Genomic DNA, 19,155 nt, shown 5'->3' on the forward strand with positions numbered 1-19,155 from the left:
TCTACCCCTAGATAGTAAGTATACTGTCAATTAGGGAGGCAGACGTTGCGGATCGCCGTGATTGGCGGGGGGCCCGGTGGGCTCTATTTCGCCTATCTCTGGAAGAAACGTCACCCCGAGGATCAGGTCGACCTGTTCGAGCAGAACCCGGCCGACGCGACCTGGGGCTTTGGCGTCGTGTTTTCCGATCAGGCGCTGGAATTCCTGCGCGCCGACGACCCCGAGACGGTCGACGCGATCGCGCCGCATATGGAGAGCTGGGAGAACATCACACTGAATCTCGGCGGCGACAGCGTCGCCATCGACGGGGTCGGCTTTTCCTCGATCGGGCGGCTCGAGCTGCTCCGGTTCCTGCAGCAGCGCGCGCTCGACGTCGGCGTCACACCGCGCTTCGACACGCAGATCCACGCCATCGACCAGCTCAATGGCCACGATTTGATCGTCGCCGCCGACGGCTTGAACTCGCTGGTGCGCCGCGCCTATGAGGGCGATTTCGGCACCTCGCTGTCCTACTCCTCCAACAAGTTCGTCTGGTACGGCACATCGAAGCGATTCGACACGCTGTCGCAGACCTTCGTCAAGACCGACCGCGGCGCCTTCAACGCCCATCATTACCGTTACTCGCCGGCCATGAGCACCTTCCTGGTCGAATGCGACCACGCGACCTGGCAGGCCTACGGCTTCGCCTACAAGGACGTCGAGCAGTCCAAGGGCATCTGCGAGGAGGTGTTCACCGACACGCTTGGCGGTCATTGCCTCGTCTCCAACAAGTCGGTCTGGCGCAACTTCCCCTGGGTCTGGAACGAGCATTGGTCGTTCAAGAACATGGTGCTGCTCGGCGATGCGCTGCATTCGGCGCATTTCTCGATCGGCTCGGGCACGCGGCTGGCCATCGAGGACGCCATCGCGCTGGTCAAGGCCCTGGAATCGGATGCGCATCTTGCGACCGCCCTGCACCGCTACCAGGCCGCGCGCAAGCCGGTGGTACAGAAGCTCGTCAATGCCGCGCGCACCTCGGCGTTCTGGTACGAGCACTTTGCCGAGCACATGAAGCTCGACCTGATGGACTTTGCCTACAGCTACATCACCCGCTCCGGCCGCATCGACGATGCGCGCCTGCGCGCGATGTCGCCGGCCTTCATGGCCCGCTACGAGGCCGCCAAGAACGGCGGAGACGAGGCATGAGCAACAATATTCTCGACCAGGTGCCAACGGACAGCGAGGGGGCGCGCGAGATCGGCTTTGCCGTTCCCGCCATCTACAACGCCAGCCGCGTCCTGTTCGACAATCTCGGCAAAGGCCGTGGCGACAAGCTCGCTCTCTTGGGTCCCGCGGGCACGCGGACCTATGCCGAGCTCTGTGCGGATGCCTGCCGCTGGGGCAACGGTCTTGCTTCGCTCGGCCTCAAGCGCGGCGACCGCGTGCTGCTGTTCCTCGACGACACCCCGGCCTACCCGGCCGCGTTCTTCGGCGCGGTGCGCGCCGGCTTCGTGCCGCTCCTGATCAACACGCTGACGCCGCCGGATCTCCTGCAATTCTACCTCGCCGATTCCGGGACCGCCGTTGCGGTGGCGGAGTCCGAGTTCTGTTCGCGCTTCAATGCGGAGGCCTGCAGGGACACGAAGCTGCATACGCTGATCGTCGTCAATGGCACGGCGGACGATCACGCCGCGCCGAGGGCGCTCGCGGCGGCAGACTGGCTGGCGCAATTCCACACCCGGCTGGCAGAAGCGGATACGCATCGCAACGAGATGGCGTTCTGGATGTACTCCTCCGGCTCGACCGGCAGGCCCAAGGGCATCGTGCACCTCCAGCATGACATGGCCTATAGCGAGGCCGCCTTCGCGCAGAACATCCTGAAGCTGACGCCGGACGATATCTGCTTCTCCGTACCGAAGATCTTCTTCGCCTATGGCTTCGGCAACTCCGTCACCTTCCCGTTCTCGGCGGGAGCTGCAACGCTGCTGCTGCCGGGCCAGCCGAAACCCGCGGCGATCTTCGCAGCCATCGAGCAGTACAAGCCGACAGTCTTTTTCGGCCTGCCGACGCTCTATACGTCTCTGACCAAGGCCGATGGCGCGGACAAGACCGACTTCTCGTCGTTGCGCATGGCGCTCTCGGCCGCCGAAGTGCTCTCGGCCGAGGTCTTCAACGGCTGGAAGACGCTCACCGGTCTCGAAATCGTCGAAGGCCTCGGCTCGACCGAGGTGCTGCACATCTATCTCTCCAACCGGCCCGAGCAGAAGAAGTTAGGTGCCGCAGGCTTACGCGTGCCCGGCTATGAGGTCGCGCTGCGCGACAAGGAGGGCCGTAACGTCGGCGACGACGAGGAAGGCATTTTGTGGGTGCGCGGCGATTCCAACACGCCGCTCTACTGGAACCGGCCGGACAAATCCGCCGAGACCATCCGCGAGGAGGGGTGGATCTACACCGGCGACCGCTTCGTGAGGGATGCGGACGGCTTCCATTTCTTCCGCGGCCGCGCCGACGATCTGATCAAGATCTCGGGCCAGTGGGTCTATCCGCTGGAGGTCGAGCTCTGCCTCGCCGACCACCCCGACATCCGCGAATGCGCAGTGTTCGCCGCCGAGCTGCCGGACCGCCGTATGACGCTGAAGGCGGTGGTGGTGATGAACAACCGCACCGTCGACCAGCGTGACGCGACGCGGCGATTGCAGGATTACGTCAAGGGCAAGCTCTTGCCGTATAAATATCCGCGCGAGGTGATCTTCATCGACGAGCTGCCGAAGACGGGCACCGGGAAGATCGACCGGCAGGCGTTGTTGCGGATGTAGCAACCGGCGCCGCCACACTCTCGCCGTCGTCCCTGCGAACGCAGGGACCCATAACCACAGGGAGGAGTTATCGCGCGCGAAGGGTAACTCCGAGTCTTCGCAAAACCTCTCCCTGTGGTTATGGGTCCCGGATCTGCGCTTCGCTTGTCCGGGACGACAGTTGGATGCGAGGCGCGAGCATCGCCACCCTCACCCCGCCTTGCCCAGATGCTCCAGCGCATCCTCGGCGCGCAGCGGTACGCGCGAGGCCTCGTTGTTGAGGTCGACGAGCTGCGACATCAGCCCCATCAGCGTCTTGCGATCGGCCGGCTTCAGCGGCTCCAGCATCCGTGCCTGGGCGCGCTCGACGGCGGGGATGATCTCGCGCAGGATCGCGGCGCCGGACTTGGTCAGATAGAGCAGCTTGATCCGCTTGTCCTCGGGCGCCGGCTTGCGCTCGACATAGTCCTTGGCCTGCAGCCGCTCGATCACGCTGCCGAGCGTGGAGCGGTCGAAGGCGATCACCGCCGACAGCCGCGTGGCGTCGATACCGGGATGGGTGTGGATCGCGATCAGCGCGGCATATTGCACCGGGGTGAGGTCGAACGCCTTGCACTCCTCCATGAAGATCGACACCGCGATCTGCTGCATGCGCCGGAACAGATAGCCCGGCGCGGCATAGACCGCGTCGATCGTGATCGGAGCAGGCGGCTTACTCGGCATCGGGCTGCTTCTCCGGTGCAGCGTCACTGAAGGCTGCAAGCGCCTTGGCCGCCGCTTCCGCCTTCAGCAGGCGCGGATAGGCGGAGACGTCGACGCCGAAGCGGCGCGCATTGGCGAGCTGCGGCACGAGACAGAGATCGGCGAGCGTCGGCGCATCGCCGAAGCAGAACGGCCCCTTCTCGTCCCTGATCAGTCTCTCGCAGGCCGACAGACCCTCGCGGTTGACCCAGGCGGCCCAGTCCTGAACCTTCTCTTCGGCCAGACCGAGCTCGCGCAGTCGCGCCAACACCTTCAGGTTCTGCACCGGATGGGTGTCGCAGGCAATCGCCAGCGCAAACGCCCGCACCTTGGCGCGCTGCAATGGATCCTTCGGCAGCAGCGGCGGATTGGGGTGCGTCTCGTCGAGCCATTCGATGATGGCCAATGATTGCGTCAACACCGCGCCCGCGTCGTTCTCCAGCGCCGGCACCAGGCCTTGCGGGTTGATGGCGAGATAAGCGGGCGCACATTGCTCGCCCTTGCGCAAATGATGCGGCAGATGCGCGGCCTTGAGGCCCTTCAGGTTCAGCGCAATCCGCACCCGATAGGCGGCGCTGGAGCGGAAATAACCATGCAGCTTCATCGAGACCTCCCTATTTCTTGTCATTCCGGGGCGATGCGCAGCATCGAACCCGGAATCTCGAGATTCTCAGGTGCGCAACTGCGCGCCGGAGTTCGGCTCTTCGAGCCGCCCCGGAATGACTGCCTTGTACGCGTTTGGTCACATTGACGCTACCCAGATCGTCAGTATACTGTCAATCAACAAACGAACGGGAGCGCCGCCATGGAAGCCGTGACCAAGACGCCGGAACGCGAGGCGTTCTACAGGAAGATCGACGGCGAAAACCTCACCGCGCTGTGGACGGTGATGAGCGATTTGATCACGCCGGAGCCGAAGAGCGCCTGCCGGCCTCACCTCTGGAAATTCGACGTCATCCGCGACTACATGATGGAAGCCGGCAAGCTCATCACCGCTAAGGAGGCCGAGCGGCGCGTGCTGGTGTTGGAGAACCCCGGCCTGCGCGGCCAGTCCAAGATCACGACCTCGCTCTATGCCGGCGTGCAGATGGTGGTGCCCGGCGACGTCGCGCCGGCGCACCGCCACAGCCAGTCGGCCCTGCGTTTCGTGCTCGAAGGCAAGGGCGCCCACACTGCCGTCGACGGCGAACGCACCGCGATGGAGCCGGGCGATTTCATCATCACGCCGTCGATGACCTGGCACGATCATTCCAATGAGACCGACCAGCCGATGTTCTGGCTCGACGGCCTCGATATTCCGCTGGTGCAGTTCTTCGACTGCTCCTTCGCGGAAGGCTCCAAGGAGGACCAGCAGAAGATCACAAAGCCCGCCGGCGACAGCTTTGCGCGTTACGGCCACAACCTCTTGCCCGTCGATGTGAAGCGGAGCTCGAAGACCTCGCCGATCTTCAGCTACCCCTATGCCTACACTCGCGAAGCGCTGGAGAAAGCCAGGACGGGCCAGGAATGGGACGCCTGCCACGGCCTCAAGCTGAAATTCAGCAACCCCGAGACCGGCGATTTCGCGATGCCGACCATCGGCACCTTCATCCAGTTGCTGCCCAAGGGCTTCAAGACCGCGCGCTATCGCTCAACCGATGCGACGGTGTTCTGTCCGATCGAAGGCAAGGGCCGCAGCCGGATCGGCGATGCCGTGTTCGAATGGGGCCCGCGCGACCTGTTCGTGGTGCCGAGCTGGCATTGGGTCACGCATGAGGCGGATGAGGATGCCGTGCTGTTCAGCTTCTCGGACCGCCCGGTGCAGCAGAAGCTGGATTTGTTCAGGGAAGATCGCGGGAATGCGTGAAGGCTGAGATTATTGGCCCCATAACCGGTGTCGTCCCGGACAAGCGAACGAAGTGAGCGCTGATCCGGGACCCATAACCACAGGGAGCAGTGAAGGCGCGAAGCGGATAACTCCAGTCCCTCAATCACGCTTGCCTGTGGTTATGGGTACCGGGTCTGCGCGTACGCTTGCCCGGGACGACAATTGTGATCGCCGCTACCGCCAGTGCAACAACCGCATCTCCAGCCAGCCAATCACCTTGCCGACCGCGAGGCCGAACACCGACAGGATCACCACGCCGGCGAGCAGTTGATCGGTCTGCATCAGATTGCCGGCTTGGAGCACGAAGGCGCCGATGCCGTATTGGGCGCCGATCATCTCGGCGCTGACGACGAGGAGCAGCGCGACGGACGCGGTGATGCGGAAGCCGGCGAGAATCGCGGGCAGCGCGCCGGGCCAGATCACCTTGCGCACGATAGTGGCGAAGGGAACGTTAAAACTCTGCGCCATGCGGATGAGGTTGCGCGGCACCGCGTCGACGCCGCTATAGACCGAGATCGCGGTCGAGAAGAACACGCCGAGCGCAATGGTGGCGATCTTCGGCTCTTCGCCGATGCCGAGCCAGAGGATCAGGAGCGGCAGCAGCGCGATCTTCGGGATCGGGAACAGCGCCGAGATGAAGGTGATGCCGACGCTGCGCGCCAGCCGCGACAGGCCGATGGCAAAGCCGACAGCGACGCCGGCCGCGGTCCCGAGCATCCAGCCGACGCCGATGCGCAGCAGCGAGGCGGAGAGATGCTGCCAGAGCGCGCCGGAGACCGCGAGCTGGTAGATCGCGCGGGCGATCGCCGATGGAGCCGGCAGGAACAGCGGATTGACGAGGCCGGTGCTGCCGGCCACCTGCCAGAGCGCGATGACCAGCGCGAGCGCGATCCAGCCGCCGAAACGGCTCGACGCAGGCACGAAGCCGGCGCCGCGAAAGCGGACGCGCCGGGTCGCTTCGGTCTTTGCCGCCGTCTCAGTTGCCGCGCGGTCAAGCATGCTGGACCTCGCGCTCGGCATCGATCGCCTCGTTTCGGATCAGCGACCAGATCTGGTTCTGCAGCGCCAGCAGCTTTTCGCGCGCGGCGGTCTCGCCGCGTTCGGCGCGCGTCATGGGCACGGTCACGACCTCGCGGATGCGGCCCGGCCTGCGCGACAGCACGACGATGCGGTCCGCAAGCCGCGCCGCCTCTTCGAGATTGTGGGTGACATAGACTGCGCCCATGCCGCCATCGGCGAGCAGGCGGACGAAATCCTCCATGAGGAGCTCGCGGGTCTGCGAATCCAGCGCCGAGAGCGGTTCGTCCATCAGCAGAATCGCGGGCTTGACCGCGAGCGCGCGCGAGATGCCGACGCGCTGGCGCATGCCGCCGGAGAGCTGCTTGGGATAGGTCTTGCGGAAATCGGTCAGGGTCGTTCGGCGCAAGGCGTCCTCGACCAGCGCACGGCGCTGCGCGGCCGAGAGCTGGGTGTGCAGCAGCGGGAATTCGACGTTCTCCTCGACCGTCGCCCAGGGCAGCAACGCGAAATCCTGGAACACGAAGGTCAGCGGATTGAGGCTGTCCGCCGGCGGCGAGCCCCGCAATTCGGGCGCGCCGGAGGTCGGTTGCAACAGCCCGCCGAGGATCGACAGCAGCGTGCTCTTGCCGCAGCCCGAGGGACCCGCGATCGCCACCACTTCGCCGGCGCTAACAGTGAAGGAGACGTCGTCGAGCACGGCGAGATCGCCGAAGCGATGGGTGATGTGGCTGGCGATCAGGTCCATGCTGTCCCGTCTATCCTGTTCTCCGTCGTTCCGGGATGATCCGAAGGATCAGACCCGGAACCTCGAGATTCCGGGTTCTCGCTTCGCGAGCCCCGGAATGACGAAGGGTTAGTCCGCCTTCACAAAATCCTTGGCGATGATCGCATCGGCATCAAAGCCCTTGTCGGCAAAGCCCTGCTCCTGCAGCCATTTGATCTGGTTGTCGACGTTCTTCACATCCAGCTTGCCGTCGGGATCGATATAGGCGCAATTGCCGACCACCTGCTCGACCGGCAAATTGGTGTACTTCGCGATGATCTCGAGCAAGGGCTTCGTCTTGTCGTTGATCGGCGCAACACCGTCCTTCATCGCCGCGAGAATGACGTCGTGATATTCGCGATCGGCCTTGGCGAGCGCGCCGAGCAGCTTCGTCACCAGCGCCTTGTTGGTCAGCGTCTTCGGCGAGGCGAACACGGCGCCGAGCTGCCACGGCGTCTCGTCGCCGACCCAGCCCAGGAATTTCGCGCCGCCCTCGTCCGTGAGCTTTCGCGCGGTCGAGATCGGCAGCAGCGCCGCATCGACGGTCTCGCCCTTGAGCGCGGCCGCTGCATTCGACAGCGATTGCAGCGGCACGATCTTCACGTCCGCGAGCTTGAAGCCGTATTTGTCGGCGAGCAGGCCGAGCGAATAGTGAAAGCTCGATCCGACCTGCGTCATTGCCACGCGCTTGCCGGCGAGGTCCTTCGGCGTCTTCAGACCGCTCGCATAAGCCTTGTTGCTGGCGAAATAGCCTATCAGGGGATAGCCCGCCTTCTCACGGCTCATGCCGCCGATCACCTTCAGCGTGCCCTTACCGGCGAGATTGTAGAGACCCGCAGTGAAGGCGGTGATGCCGAAATCGACGTCGCCCGACGTGGTCGCGACCGCGATCGGCTGGGCAGCGTCGAAGAATTTCAGCTCGACCTCGAGGCCGGCCTCGCGGAAATAGCCCTTGTCCTGCGCGATGAAGACCGGCGCGGAGGAGGACAGGCGGAGCACGCCGATCCTGGCCTTCAGCGCATCCTCGGCCCGCGCCGTGCCCATCGCCGTGATCGCCAGAAGGCCCGCAAGCGCGAGCCGCATTGTCCCGATCATCCCGTTTCCTCCGCCGTCGTTCTCTTCGTCGTTCTCGTGCAGCCCCTCACAATCCTTCCGGCACCATTTGGTCCCGGCCGATGAAGGCGCCCTGTTGTTTCAACGTTTCCTGCAACTTTTCAATGGGGATTTCGCGTGGAATCCGGTTTCCGGAGAGCGCCAGCGCGGCGGCGGAACCGGCCGCCTCGCCCATCACGAAACAGGCGCCGGAGACCCGGGCCGCAGACTGACCCTCATGGGTCATGGAGGCGCAGCGGCCGGCGACGAGCAGGTTGTCGACGCCTTCGGGCACCAGCATCCGGTAAGGCAGCTCGTTATAGCCACGCGATTCCGGAATCGGCGGGAAGGTGAAGACGACATCGCCGGGAACGTGCGCCTCGATCGGCCAGCCATTGACGCCGATGGAATCCTCGAACGAGGCACAGCCGAGCACGTCCTCGCCGCTGAGCTGGTAGCCGCCCTTGATGCGGCGGGTCTCGCGGATGCCGAGCTGCGGCGGCAGGTCCACGATGTAGGACTTTTCGAAGCCCGGCACGGTGCTGCGCAGGAATTCGTACGCCGCGAGCGCCTGCTTGCGGCCCTCGATCTCGCCGCGGGTGAGATCGTCGGGCTCGACGCCGTTGATGGCATGGCCGTCCTCGCGCGCCACTTGCGTGAAATTCACCCGCCATTCGATGCCGGACTTTTGCGGCCGCACGATCGCGCTCTTGCGCGGGAATGTGTGGGTGCCGGCGGCGATGGCTTCCTCCATCAATTGCGGAATGGTGCGCCAGGCTTCGCCCGCCTTCTCCGGATCGATGCCGTTGAGGCGCAGCATCATGGAGGGATACAGCGGATGGCCGTGCGCGTCGCCGACCTCGAACGGCGCGCCGGCCCACACGGCGAGATCGCCGTCGCCGGAGCAGTCGATGAAGATCTCCGCGCGCACCGCCTGCCGGCCGGCCTTGGTCTCGACCATCAGCGCGTCGATCCGGCGCTTGTCGCCCATCACCACGCCAGCGCCGAGCGCATGGAAGAGGATGTGCACCTTGTGGCTGGCCAGCAACTCGTCGGCCGCGATCTTGTAGGCCGCGGTGTCGTAGGCCTGGGCGAAGACCTTGCCGAGGATCAGATGCGGCCTGTTGAGGCCGCCCAAATGATCGATCCGCCCCAGCAGCTCGGACGCCATGCCGTGCACCAGGCGGCGGTGCTCGCCGTGGACATTGCCGTGCAGGCCGCAAAAATTAGTAACGCCGGCCGCCGTGCCCATGCCGCCGAGGAAGCCGTAGCGCTCGATCAGAAGCGTCTTCCGCCCGGCGCGCGCGCTCGAGGCCGCCGCGACGATGCCGGCGGGGCCGCCGCCGAGCACGACGACTTCGTATTCGCCATAGAACGGCACCTGGCGTGCCGGTTCTTCGATCGTCATGGCCCGCATGGCGCGTCCCTTCCCAAATTCCTTTGCTTGGGAGCGACTATGAATTAACGCGCAGCGAGCTACAATCCACCAAAATACGCGATCAGCTTTCGCGAATCGAGAAAGGCCGACATGGACATCCTGGTCAATCTTCAGGCCTTTCTTGCCACTGCGGACGCGGCCGGCTTTTCCGCTGCCGCGCGAAAGCTCGGCGTCTCGACCTCGGTGGTCGCAAAACGCGTCACGCAGCTGGAGGCGCGGATCGGCACACCGCTGTTTCACCGCTCGACCCGGCAGCTGCGGCTGACCGAAGCCGGGCAACGCTACGTGCATCGCGCGCGCGGCGTCGTTACTGACGCGACCGATCTGCTCTCGCGCATGGGCGAGAAAGGCCACGATCTTGTCGATCACCTGCGCATCAAGGCGCCGACCTCGCTGACGGTGGCGCGGCTCGCCGACGCCTTCAGCGCGTTCCAGACCCAAAACCCCAAGCTCAAGCTCGATATCGTGCTGATCGATCGCCCGGTCGATCCCGTCACCGAAGGCTTTGACATCGCCATCGGCGCCTTCCCGCATTCGTTCGGGGGCGTGGTCGATGAGCCGCTGTGCGCACTGAAGCGGCTGCTCTGCGCCTCTCCCGCCTATTTGAAGAAGCACGGCGCACCAAAGCATCCGCGCGATCTGGTCGAGCATCGCTGCCTCAGCTTTCTGCCGACCGGCCCGGAATGGGTCTTCGACGGACCGCGCGGCCGCATCAGCATCCAGGTCAGCCCGCTGCTCTCCTCCAACGAGGGCCATGTGCTGGCGCGCAGCGCCATCGCCGGCAACGGCATCGCGTTGCTCTCGCATTACCTCGTCGCCGATGCCCTGCGCGACGGGACGCTGAAGCCGGTGCTGCGCGACTTTCCGATTCCGGAATTGTGGGTGAAGGCCGCGATCCCCGAACGGCGGCGCAATGCGGCCGCGGTGCAGGCACTGTTGACACTGCTGAAAACGTCACTGGCGCGGTCGTTATAGACCGCAAGTTTGCGGTTGCCCGCGATCAATGGACCTGAGAGAGGGGCCGCCATGGATTCGATTGTCGTGAAACTCGCCCTGCCTGCCTTGCTCGCCCTCGCGATCTCCGCCACTCCCGCCGCAGCCGTGGAGCAGAACTGCCGCTTCATTCAGGCCAAACCCGATCGCGAAGCCTGCTACAAGCGGCAGGAGGACGAGCTCGCGGCCAAGCGCAAGCCTGCAGCGGCGGCCGACGAGAGCAAGAGGCTCGACACACTTCGGCAGCTGCGGCAGGACGACGACGCGGTCTATCGCAGCATCAACAACATCTGCCGCGGCTGCTGAGCGGCCGATGCTCAGCTTTTCCCACCGCCCCACCTGCCCGCCCGCTTCTCGGCGAACGACGCCAGCCCCTCCGCCGCCTCGGCGCTCTGCCGCTTGAGCGAGTGCAGCTGCACGAGCCGCGTGTAGGCGGCATCGTCCACCGCCATGCCGCCGAACGAGCTCTCCAGCGCGAGCTTCTTGGTCTCCGCCATCGCCTCCGGCCCGTTGGCGAGCAGCTGCTCGACCACCTTGGCTCCTGCGGCTTCGAGCTCGGCGAGCGGCACCACCTCGTGGACGAGGCCAATGCGGCGGGCGTCCTCGGCGCCAAAACGTTCGCCGGTCAGCGCGTAGCGGCGGACCTGCCGGACGCCGATGGCATCGCAAAGCTGCGGGATGATGATCGCCGCGGTCAGGCCCCAGCGCACCTCGGTGATCGAGAACAGGGCATTGTCCGCGGCGATCACGACGTCGCAGGCCGCGATCACGCCGGTGCCGCCGCCGAAGCAGCCGCCCTGCACCAGAGCGACCGTCGGGATCGGCAGTGTGTTGAGCCGCTGCACGGCCTCGAACGTCGCGCGCGAGGCCGTCTCGTTGGCCTCTGCCGATTGCGGCCGCACGCCGTTGATCCATTTCAGATCGGCGCCGGCCTGAAAGTGCTTGCCGTTGCCCCTGAGCACGACGACCCGCAAGGCCGGCTTCTTGGCCAGATCGTCCATGGCCGCGAGCACGCCCGCGATCAACGCGCCGTCATAGGCATTGTTGACCTCCGGCCGGTTCAACGTGACGGTCGCAACCCCACGCTCATCAAGGCTCCACAGGACAGGGCTGGCAGTCATCGGCGATCCTCCGGTCATTTGCTTGGCGTGCACTATGACCGAGACGACGTATTCCGATCCATATCTTTCCAGCGTGGGGCGGTCGCGCCCATCGCATGGCGGCTTGTGTCATGCTGTCGCCTGACGGCACGTAGGACAGGACGGAATCATCATGCGCATCTGCATTTTCGGCGCGGGCGCCGTCGGCAGCCACATCGCGGTACGGCTGGCGCGGGCCGGCCATGACGTATCATGCGTGATGCGGGGCGCGCATCTGGAGGCCGCGCGCGCGGGCGGCCTCAAGCTGCGGGTTGGCGATTCCGAGGTCAGCGCCAAGGTGAACGCGTCGGGCGATCCGGCCCAGCTCGGGCCGCAGGACGTCGTGATCTCCACGCTGAAGGCGACGGCGCTGCCGGGGCTGGTGTCCAGCATCAAGCCGCTGCTGCAGGACGATACCGCCATCGTGTTCGCGCAGAACGGCATTCCCTGGTGGTACGGGATCGGCCTGCCGCCGCGGCATCCGACACCGCCGGATATATCCTTCCTCGACCCCGGCGGGCGCCTACGCGCCTGCATTCCGAAGGAACGGATCGTCGGCGGTGTCGTCTTCTCCTCCAACGAGGTGACCGCGCCCGGCGTGGTGCACAACCTCACCCCGGACCGCAACCGCCTGCTGATCGGCGAATGCGACGACCGCAATTGCGAGCGGATCACCAAGCTTCGCGGCGTCTTCAACGACGCGCGATTGGAATCGCCGCCTGTTGCCGATATCCGCGAGGCGATCTGGTCAAAGCTGCTGACCAACATGTCGCTGTCGGTGCTGTGCCTGCTCACCGGCCAGACCGCGCGCGGCGTGCGCGACGACCCCGCCTTCGCCGAGGTCATTCCGCGCATGCTGAACGAGGCCAATGACGTCGCCCAGCACTTCATTCCCGAGGTCAAGCGCGTGACGCGCAGCGGCCCTGCCCCCAACCACAAGCCCTCGCTGCTGCAGGACTACGAGCTCGGCCGCGCCATGGAGATCGACGTCCTGGTCAGGGCGCCCGCCGCCTTCGCACGCACCGCCGGCCTGTCGACGCCCACGCTCGACCTGATCGCCGCGCTCGCGATCCAGAAGGCGCGTGACAAGGGACTTTATTCGGCGTGAGTCAGAAGAGTTGGTCGATCCAGGCTGCGAGCGTGTCGAGCACCTCCGAAAGCGCCTCGTCGTTGGTCCGGCCGGACTTCTTCAGCACCGCGAAGGAGTGATCGCCGCCTTCGACTTCATGCAGCGTTGCCTTCGCTCCGAGCGACGCAATGACGGGCTTCAGATAGCCGAGATCGGCAAGCCCATCGCGCGTTCCTTGCAGGAACAGCATGGGGATCGCGATGCCGGCGAGATGCTCGGCGCGCTCGGACGACGGTTTCTTAGCGGCGTGCAGGGGAAAGCCGAGGAAGGCGAGCCCCCTCACATCAGGCAGTGGTGCCTTCGACTGCGCCTGCGAGGTCATGCGTCCGCCGAACGATTTTCCGCCGGCGACAAGCTTGAGACCGGGGCATAGCTTCGCCGCCTCCGCGACCGCCGCGCGGATTGCGGCGTGCGCAACAGCCGGCTGGTCGGGACGACCCTTCTTCTGTTCCATGTAGGGAAAATTGAACCGCAACGTCGCCATGCCGCGCGCCGCAAGACCTTCCGCGACCTTCTCCATGAACGCATGCCGCATGTCGGCGCCGGCCCCATGCGCCAGTACATAGCAGGCTCGCGCCTTGTCCGGCTGCGTCAGGATGGCCGAGACCGCGCCAATGCGCTCGATGTCGAGCTTGAGCTCTCTTGTTTTGACAGCCACAATCAACCATCCCAAACAGACGCATGTCCGGCTGCCTTGGTAGCGTCACCGGCGCAGCCTGAAAACACAATAATTGCCGCGGCCCGCTGGCCTACCAAGCGGAACGCCGCATCGACCGAGGTAATCATGTCCTATCGCTCCTCCTGGATGACCGAAGAGCTCGACGTCTTCCGCGACCAGTTCCGGAAATATCTTGCCAAGGACCTGGCGCCGCATGCCGAGAAATGGCGCGAGCAGAAGATGGTCGACCGCTTCGCCTGGCGCGGCCTCGGCGAGATGGGCGCACTGCTGGCCAGCGTGCCGGAAGAATATGGCGGCTTAGGTGCCACCTTCGCCTATGACGCGGCGGTGCTGGACGACCTCGAAAGCACCGTGCCGGAGCTGACGACCGGCGTCTCCGTACACAGCGCCATCGTCGCGCATTACATCCTCAATTACGGCTCGGAGCAGCAGAAGAAGCGCTGGCTGCCGAAGATGGCCTCCGGCGAGATGGTCGGCGCCATCGCCATGACCGAGCCCGGCACCGGCTCGGATCTGCAAGCCGTGAAGACCACCGCGAAGAAGCAGGGCAATTCCTACGTCATCAACGGCCAGAAGACCTTCATCACCAACGGCCAGGCCGCCGATCTCGTCATCGTGGTTGCACGGACCGGCGAAGCCGGTGCCAAGGGCATCTCGCTGATCGTGGTCGAGACCGCAGGCGCGGACGGCTACAAGCGCGGGCGCAACCTCGACAAGATCGGCCTGCACGCCTCCGACACGTCGGAGCTGTTCTTCGACAACGTGACGGTGCCGCCGGAAAACCTGCTCGGCAAGGAGGAAGGCCAGGGCTTTGTGCAGCTGATGCAGCAATTGCCGCAGGAGCGTCTCGCGCTCGCGGTTGGCGCCGTCGCCGCGATGGAACGCGCGATCAAACTCACCACTGACTACACCAGGGAGCGCAAGGCCTTCGGCAAGCCGCTGATGGATTTCCAGAACACCGCCTTCAAACTGGCCGAACGCAAGACCGAGGCGATGATCGCCCGCGTCTTCGTCGACTGGTGCATCGAGCGCCTTGTCGCCGGGGATCTCGACACGGTCACGGCGTCGATGGCGAAATATTGGTGCTCGGAGAAGCAGGTCGAGACCGCCGATGAATGCCTCCAGCTGTTCGGCGGCTACGGCTACATGCAGGAATACCCGATCTCGCGCATCTTCATCGATTCCCGCATCCAGAAGATCTACGGCGGCACCAACGAGATCATGAAGCTGTTGATCGCGAGGTCGCTGTAGGGCCGCCGCTCAATTCGGATGCCACCAGCGGCCGCCGATAACGACGCCTTCAGACACGATCTTGCGGTCGCCCATCAGATGCTCGCCGACCACGTCCTCGTAGTCGAACTGGCCTCGGCTCACCGAGATCAGCGTGGCGTCGCCGACGCTGCCGGGCTTGAGGCTGCCGAGCTCGGGGCGTCGCAGCGCCATCGCTGCATTCACCGTCGAGGCCGCGATCACATCGGACAGCTCCATACCCATGCACAGGAATTTCGACAGCGTCGTGACCTGGTCGAAGGCCGGGCCGTCGATGCAGAGCTGATGGATGTCGGACGAGATGGTGTCCGGATAGAAACCGTTGGCGAGCATCGCGCGCGCGGTCTTGAAGGCGAATGAGCCCTTGCCATGGCCGATGTCGAACAGCACGCCGCGCTCGCGCGCATCCAGCACCGCCTTCTTCACGGTGCCTTGCGCGGTCGCCGGCGTGTTCGGGAACGGGCGGAACGCATGGGTCAGCACGTCGCCGGGACGCAGACGGGCCAGCACCTCCTCATAGCTCGGCGGCGGATGGTCGATATGCGCCATCAGGGGCATGCCGACCTCGTCGGCAACCTGCAGCGCGATGTCGAGCGGCACCGTCCCTGATGTGCCCGAAGAATGCAGTCCGACGCGTACCTTGATGCCGACGATGAGGTCGCGGTTGGCATCGGCCACCGCCGCGGCCTCGATCGGATTCATCAACCGCAACTCCTCGCTCTCGCCGACCATGATCCGGTGCGAGAAGCCGAAGATGCCGGCATGCGAGACGTGCAAGTACGCGAGGATGCGGACCTGGCTCGGCTCGATCACGTGCTTGCGGAAGCCGGCGAAATTGCCCGGCCCTGCGCTGCCGGTGTCGACCGCCGTGGTGACGCCGGAGAGACGGCAGAACTCCTCGGCGTCGATACCTAGCGAGGTGCCGCCCCAATAGACATGGGTGTGCAGATCGATCAGTCCCGGCGTCACGATGAGCTGCGAGACGTCGCGCACCTCGGTGCCCGGATCCGCCTTGAGCGCGCTGCCGACCGCCGCCACCTTGCCGCCGGCAAAGGCGACATCCGTCACGGCATCGAGCTTCTGCGACGGGTCGATCACACGGCCCCCGCGCAGGATCAAATCAAAAGGCATGATTGTCTCCGGATGTGGCGGCCAAATGCAGGCTGAGTCAGTCGGCCAGACAGGGAGGTATCCCTCCGCACATCGATAAACACGGCATGATTCATGTCAATGTCCGAGCCGGGCTCAATCCTATGATCCGATCGACCGGAAGCCGATTGCGATCCGGCTTTCCAACAATCTCCTCGCCCAAAGGATTACGGACATGAGCTACGCCACCATCAATCCATATACGGGCGAGACCCTGAAGACGTTTCCCAGTGCGAGCGACCAGGAGGTCAGCGCCGCCATCGATCGGGCGGATGCAGCCTTTCGCGCCTGGCGCGAGGTCCCGATCTCGGCACGTACCGCAGTGCTTCAAAAAGCGGCAGACATTCTGCGGCGGGATTGCGATACCTATGCGAAGCTTCTGACGCTGGAAATGGGCAAGCTCTTTGCCGAAGCCAAGGCGGAAGTCGATCTCTGCGCACGCATCTTCGAGTACTACGTCAACAACGCCGAGCGGTTGTTGCGGCCGGAGAAGCTGCCTGTGGCAGACCCGGTGGAAGGCGAGGCGATGATCGTGCACGATCCGCTTGGCGTGATCCTCGCCATCGAGCCGTGGAATTTTCCCTATTACCAGATCGCTCGCATCATCGCGCCCCAATTGTCTGTCGGAAACACCATTCTGCTGAAGCATGCCTCGAACGTGCCGCAGAGCGCCGCAGCCTTCGAACGCATCATGCATGAGGCCGGCCTGCCCGAGGGATGCTTCACCAAGCTCTACGCCACCCGCTCCCAAGTCGAGATGATCATCAACGATCCCAGGGTCCATGGCGTCGCGCTCACCGGCTCCGAGGACGCCGGCGCGATCGTCGCCGCCCAGGCCGGCAAGGCGCTGAAGAAATCGACGATGGAGCTTGGTGGCGCCGACGCGTTCGTCGTGCTGGCCGATGCCGATCTGGAAAAGACCGTCAAATGGGCCGTCTTCGGCCGGCACTGGAATGGCGGCCAGGTCTGCGTCTCCTCCAAGCGCATGATCATCGTGGACGAGGTTTACGATGAATTCCTGGCGCGCTATCGCAAGGGTGTCGCCGCCCTGAAGGCAGGCGACCCGTTCGATGCCGAGACGACGCTGGCGCCGCTCTCGTCGCAACACGCCGCCGACGAGATCAGGGAAAGGATTCAGCAGGCCGTGAAGCAGGGCGCGAAAGCCGAGGAGATTGGTCCGTCGGTGCCCAACCAGGGCGCGTTCGTGCAGCCCACGATCCTCACCGACGTGAACGAGGACAACCCAGCCCGCTATTGGGAATTCTTTGGCCCGGTCTCCATGCTGTTCCGCGCCAAGGACGAGGCCGACGCGGTGCGCATCGCAAACGATTCCCCCTTCGGCCTCGGCGGCTCGGTGTTCACCTCGAACCCGAAGCACGGGGCGGAAGTCGCGCGCAAGATCTCCACCGGCATGGTGTTCGTCAATCATCCGACCAAGGTGGAAGCGGACCTGCCTTTCGGCGGCATCAAGCGATCAGGCTATGGCCGCGAACTGCTCGGGCTCGGGCTCAAAGAGTTCGTCAACCACAAGCTGATCGACGTCGTCGATATCGACGCCCACTTCTGATCGACCACCCGGATCGGGCGCGAGCCGAAGCGGGGCCGCTCCCCGCTTCCGGAGACTCCATGGGCATAAGACCAACGACCGGACGCGGTCCGGTTGTCGGCCCGCGCCCAGCATCTCCTGCGCTTGAAGGCTCGTCGCGCAAGGGCGACGGCTGGACAGACGTCAGGCTGGCGATCCCGGGAAGACTCGAACTTCCGACCTACGGTTTAGGAAACCGTCGCTCTATCCGGCTGAGCTACGGGACCGCGGAACCCGGCCGGTCAGGCGGGTTGCCTGCGGGTGTACATATCAAAGCGATGGCGGGATCGGAAGCCCTTGCCTTGCCCAATGCGCAAGGACCGACGCGCCGGCCAGCTACGCCCTGATATTGTTGTCCTTCACCACCTTGCCCCAAGTGGCGACCTGCTTGTCGAAGAAGGTCTTGAAGGCGGCGCCGTCCTGGAGCAGCAGCGTCATGTGCTGCGTCTCCTTCAGCTGGGTGGCGGTCGCAGGCTCGCTCAGGATCTCCTTGGACGCCGCGGCGAAGGCTGCGACGACGTCGAGCGGCGTGCCTGCGGGCGCGAAGATGCCCCACCAGGCCAGCGTCTCGAAATCGGGGAAGCCCGCCTCGATCGCGGTCTGCGTATCCGGCAGGGCCGGCAGCCGCTCGCGGCCGAGCTGCAGGATCGGACGCAGCATGTTGGTGCCGAGCTGGGCGGCGACCAGCGCCGCCGATCGCGCGATGAGATCGACATGGCCGCCAAGCACGTCGTTCATCGCCGGTCCGCCGCCGCGATAGGGCACGTGCATGATCTCGACGCCGGCCTTGCTGCCGAGCACGGTCATGGCGAGATGGCCGAGCGTGCCGATGCCGACGGAGGCATATTTCACCGCGCCCGGGCTCGCCTTGCAGGCCGCGACCACGTCGGCAAAGCTCTTGTAGGGGCGGCCGGCGCCGGCCGCGATCACGTAAGGCGCGGTGCCGATCAGCAGCACCGGCATCAGCTCGCGCTCGACATCCACCGGCGGCTTGTCGAGGATCGACGGAATCACCGCGTGAGAATCGAAGGTGACCAGGAAGGTCGAGCCATCCGCCGGGCTCTTGGCGACCTGCGCCGCGCCGAGTGCGCCGGCGGCGCCCGACTTGTTCTCGACCAATACGATGCGGCCGAGCTTGGTTTGCAGGTTGCTCTGCAGCAGCCGCGCCATCGCATCGGTCGAGCCGCCCGGCGGAAACGGCACGACCAGCGTGATCTTGCTCCCCTGCGCCATCGCCGGCGTCATTGCGAGAATGGCGGGTGCGGCCAAGAGCGTGCGTCGTGTGATCGTCATGCGGTCCCCTCCCTTTTGCTTCTGCGCCTGGCTTTTTTGCTCTTTGGCGCTAAAGCATGATCCGGAAAAGTGGGCAGCGGTTTTCCGAAAAGATCATGCTCAAACAATACACCTAAAGCGCGGACCGCGCTTTAGGTGTGGTCTGTCAGGAGGTTGTCCATCTGGTCTGAACCGAGGAAGCTGAGGTTGCGAAGCTTCAGTGTTCCAAGGAGAGACCAGATGAA

At 64.9% G+C, this 19,155-nt stretch carries 18 protein-coding genes and 1 tRNA gene; 8 read left to right on the top strand and 11 right to left on the bottom strand.

Going from position 1 to position 19,155, the window contains the following annotated elements; all coding sequences use genetic code 11:
* Window positions 1–45: 45 nt before the first annotated feature.
* Entirely contained in the window at window positions 46–1,185 is a 1,140-nt protein-coding gene (locus XH84_RS39360) for an FAD-dependent monooxygenase (RefSeq protein WP_164936043.1), read from the top strand.
* Window positions 1,182–2,795: a benzoate-CoA ligase family protein gene (locus XH84_RS39365; RefSeq protein WP_128917841.1), complete on the top strand. Its 1,614-nt coding sequence runs from the start codon at window positions 1,182–1,184 to the stop codon at window positions 2,793–2,795. Before XH84_RS39360 ends, XH84_RS39365 begins: the two co-directional genes overlap by 4 nt.
* 189 nt (window positions 2,796–2,984) lie before the next feature.
* Here the strand turns inward: XH84_RS39365 and XH84_RS39370 are convergent, their stop codons facing one another.
* Together XH84_RS39370 and maiA are read right to left on the bottom strand one after the other, a co-directional pair.
* Window positions 2,985–3,497, bottom strand: coding sequence for a MarR family winged helix-turn-helix transcriptional regulator (locus tag XH84_RS39370; protein ID WP_128917840.1), 513 nt, complete (start codon window positions 3,495–3,497; stop codon window positions 2,985–2,987).
* Window positions 3,487–4,119: a maleylacetoacetate isomerase gene (gene maiA, locus XH84_RS39375; RefSeq protein ID WP_128917839.1), complete on the bottom strand. Its 633-nt coding sequence runs from the start codon at window positions 4,117–4,119 to the stop codon at window positions 3,487–3,489. The genes XH84_RS39370 and maiA overlap by 11 nt, the downstream gene beginning before the upstream one ends.
* A 201-nt stretch (window positions 4,120–4,320) precedes the next feature.
* Here maiA and gtdA point away from each other — a divergent pair, with 201 nt between their 5' ends.
* A complete protein-coding gene (gene gtdA / locus XH84_RS39385; RefSeq protein ID WP_128917838.1) occupies window positions 4,321–5,361 on the top strand; it encodes a gentisate 1,2-dioxygenase in 1,041 nt (346 codons plus the stop codon).
* Window positions 5,362–5,556: 195 nt separating this feature from the next.
* Here gtdA and XH84_RS39390 read toward each other — a convergent pair whose 3' ends face one another.
* From XH84_RS39390 to XH84_RS39405, 4 genes are all read right to left on the bottom strand, one after another.
* Window positions 5,557–6,381, bottom strand: a complete 825-nt coding sequence (locus XH84_RS39390) for an ABC transporter permease (RefSeq protein ID WP_164936042.1) — start codon at window positions 6,379–6,381, stop codon at window positions 5,557–5,559.
* Window positions 6,374–7,147, bottom strand: coding sequence for an ABC transporter ATP-binding protein (locus XH84_RS39395; RefSeq protein WP_128917836.1), 774 nt, complete (start codon window positions 7,145–7,147; stop codon window positions 6,374–6,376). Before XH84_RS39395 ends, XH84_RS39390 begins: the two co-directional genes overlap by 8 nt.
* A 108-nt stretch (window positions 7,148–7,255) precedes the next feature.
* Window positions 7,256–8,260 carry an ABC transporter substrate-binding protein gene (locus tag XH84_RS39400; protein ID WP_128917835.1) on the bottom strand — a complete coding sequence of 335 codons (1,005 nt, stop codon included), beginning with the start codon at window positions 8,258–8,260 and terminating at the stop codon, window positions 7,256–7,258.
* 46 nt (window positions 8,261–8,306) lie between these two features.
* The gene (locus tag XH84_RS39405) at window positions 8,307–9,674 is read right to left on the bottom strand and encodes an FAD-dependent oxidoreductase (protein WP_128917834.1); all 1,368 of its coding nucleotides are present in this window, start codon (window positions 9,672–9,674) and stop codon (window positions 8,307–8,309) included.
* 111 nt (window positions 9,675–9,785) lie between these two features.
* Between XH84_RS39405 and XH84_RS39410 the strand changes: the two genes are divergently transcribed.
* On the top strand, window positions 9,786–10,670 hold the full coding sequence (locus XH84_RS39410) for a LysR family transcriptional regulator (RefSeq protein WP_128917833.1): 885 nt from the start codon (window positions 9,786–9,788) through the stop codon (window positions 10,668–10,670).
* Window positions 10,671–10,721: 51 nt separating this feature from the next.
* Window positions 10,722–10,994 (top strand): hypothetical protein, encoded by a 273-nt coding sequence (locus tag XH84_RS39415; protein WP_128917832.1) that lies wholly within the window; start codon window positions 10,722–10,724, stop codon window positions 10,992–10,994.
* Window positions 10,995–11,005: 11 nt separating this feature from the next.
* Here XH84_RS39415 and XH84_RS39420 read toward each other — a convergent pair whose 3' ends face one another.
* A complete protein-coding gene (locus tag XH84_RS39420; protein WP_128917831.1) occupies window positions 11,006–11,809 on the bottom strand; it encodes an enoyl-CoA hydratase-related protein in 804 nt (267 codons plus the stop codon).
* A 151-nt stretch (window positions 11,810–11,960) separates the two neighbouring features.
* Here XH84_RS39420 and XH84_RS39425 point away from each other — a divergent pair, with 151 nt between their 5' ends.
* Complete coding sequence (locus tag XH84_RS39425; RefSeq protein WP_128917830.1) at window positions 11,961–12,935, top strand: ketopantoate reductase family protein; 975 nt, start codon at window positions 11,961–11,963, stop codon at window positions 12,933–12,935.
* 1 nt (window position 12,936) lies between these two features.
* Here XH84_RS39425 and XH84_RS39430 read toward each other — a convergent pair whose 3' ends face one another.
* The gene (locus tag XH84_RS39430; RefSeq protein WP_128917829.1) at window positions 12,937–13,614 is read right to left on the bottom strand and encodes an alpha/beta hydrolase family protein; all 678 of its coding nucleotides are present in this window, start codon (window positions 13,612–13,614) and stop codon (window positions 12,937–12,939) included.
* Window positions 13,615–13,740: 126 nt separating this feature from the next.
* On the opposite strand from XH84_RS39430, the gene XH84_RS39435 reads away from it, so the two are divergent.
* Complete coding sequence (locus tag XH84_RS39435) at window positions 13,741–14,886, top strand: acyl-CoA dehydrogenase family protein (protein WP_128917828.1); 1,146 nt, start codon at window positions 13,741–13,743, stop codon at window positions 14,884–14,886.
* A 9-nt stretch (window positions 14,887–14,895) separates the two neighbouring features.
* Here XH84_RS39435 and XH84_RS39440 read toward each other — a convergent pair whose 3' ends face one another.
* Window positions 14,896–16,035 (bottom strand): amidohydrolase/deacetylase family metallohydrolase, encoded by a 1,140-nt coding sequence (locus XH84_RS39440; protein WP_128917827.1) that lies wholly within the window; start codon window positions 16,033–16,035, stop codon window positions 14,896–14,898.
* Between the two features lie 193 nt (window positions 16,036–16,228).
* On the opposite strand from XH84_RS39440, the gene XH84_RS39445 reads away from it, so the two are divergent.
* Entirely contained in the window at window positions 16,229–17,620 is a 1,392-nt protein-coding gene (locus XH84_RS39445; protein WP_128917826.1) for an NAD-dependent succinate-semialdehyde dehydrogenase, read from the top strand.
* Between the two features lie 168 nt (window positions 17,621–17,788).
* On the opposite strand, the gene XH84_RS39450 is transcribed toward XH84_RS39445, so the two are convergent.
* Both XH84_RS39450 and XH84_RS39455 read right to left on the bottom strand, forming a co-directional pair.
* A tRNA-Arg gene (locus XH84_RS39450) sits at window positions 17,789–17,865 on the bottom strand.
* 109 nt (window positions 17,866–17,974) lie between these two features.
* Window positions 17,975–18,931 carry a tripartite tricarboxylate transporter substrate-binding protein gene (locus tag XH84_RS39455; protein ID WP_128917825.1) on the bottom strand — a complete coding sequence of 319 codons (957 nt, stop codon included), beginning with the start codon at window positions 18,929–18,931 and terminating at the stop codon, window positions 17,975–17,977.
* Between the last annotated feature and the right edge of the window lie 224 nt (window positions 18,932–19,155).

The organism is Bradyrhizobium nanningense, from assembly GCF_004114535.1.
Classification (GTDB): domain Bacteria; phylum Pseudomonadota; class Alphaproteobacteria; order Rhizobiales; family Xanthobacteraceae; genus Bradyrhizobium; species Bradyrhizobium nanningense.

Coding starts and splice junctions, on each gene's coding strand:
- XH84_RS39405 (WP_128917834.1), bottom strand. CDS start 9,674: ATGCGGGCCATGACGATCGAAGAACCGGCACGCCAGGTGCCGTTCTAT.
- XH84_RS39425 (WP_128917830.1), top strand. CDS start 11,961: ATGCGCATCTGCATTTTCGGCGCGGGCGCCGTCGGCAGCCACATCGCG.
- XH84_RS39440 (WP_128917827.1), bottom strand. CDS start 16,035: ATGCCTTTTGATTTGATCCTGCGCGGGGGCCGTGTGATCGACCCGTCG.
- XH84_RS39395 (WP_128917836.1), bottom strand. CDS start 7,147: ATGGACCTGATCGCCAGCCACATCACCCATCGCTTCGGCGATCTCGCC.
- XH84_RS39420 (WP_128917831.1), bottom strand. CDS start 11,809: ATGACTGCCAGCCCTGTCCTGTGGAGCCTTGATGAGCGTGGGGTTGCG.
- maiA (WP_128917839.1), bottom strand. CDS start 4,119: ATGAAGCTGCATGGTTATTTCCGCTCCAGCGCCGCCTATCGGGTGCGG.
- gtdA (WP_128917838.1), top strand. CDS start 4,321: ATGGAAGCCGTGACCAAGACGCCGGAACGCGAGGCGTTCTACAGGAAG.
- XH84_RS39435 (WP_128917828.1), top strand. CDS start 13,741: ATGTCCTATCGCTCCTCCTGGATGACCGAAGAGCTCGACGTCTTCCGC.
- XH84_RS39370 (WP_128917840.1), bottom strand. CDS start 3,497: ATGCCGAGTAAGCCGCCTGCTCCGATCACGATCGACGCGGTCTATGCC.
- XH84_RS39455 (WP_128917825.1), bottom strand. CDS start 18,931: ATGACGATCACACGACGCACGCTCTTGGCCGCACCCGCCATTCTCGCA.
- XH84_RS39365 (WP_128917841.1), top strand. CDS start 1,182: ATGAGCAACAATATTCTCGACCAGGTGCCAACGGACAGCGAGGGGGCG.
- XH84_RS39400 (WP_128917835.1), bottom strand. CDS start 8,260: ATGATCGGGACAATGCGGCTCGCGCTTGCGGGCCTTCTGGCGATCACG.
- XH84_RS39410 (WP_128917833.1), top strand. CDS start 9,786: ATGGACATCCTGGTCAATCTTCAGGCCTTTCTTGCCACTGCGGACGCG.
- XH84_RS39415 (WP_128917832.1), top strand. CDS start 10,722: ATGGATTCGATTGTCGTGAAACTCGCCCTGCCTGCCTTGCTCGCCCTC.
- XH84_RS39390 (WP_164936042.1), bottom strand. CDS start 6,381: ATGCTTGACCGCGCGGCAACTGAGACGGCGGCAAAGACCGAAGCGACC.
- XH84_RS39445 (WP_128917826.1), top strand. CDS start 16,229: ATGAGCTACGCCACCATCAATCCATATACGGGCGAGACCCTGAAGACG.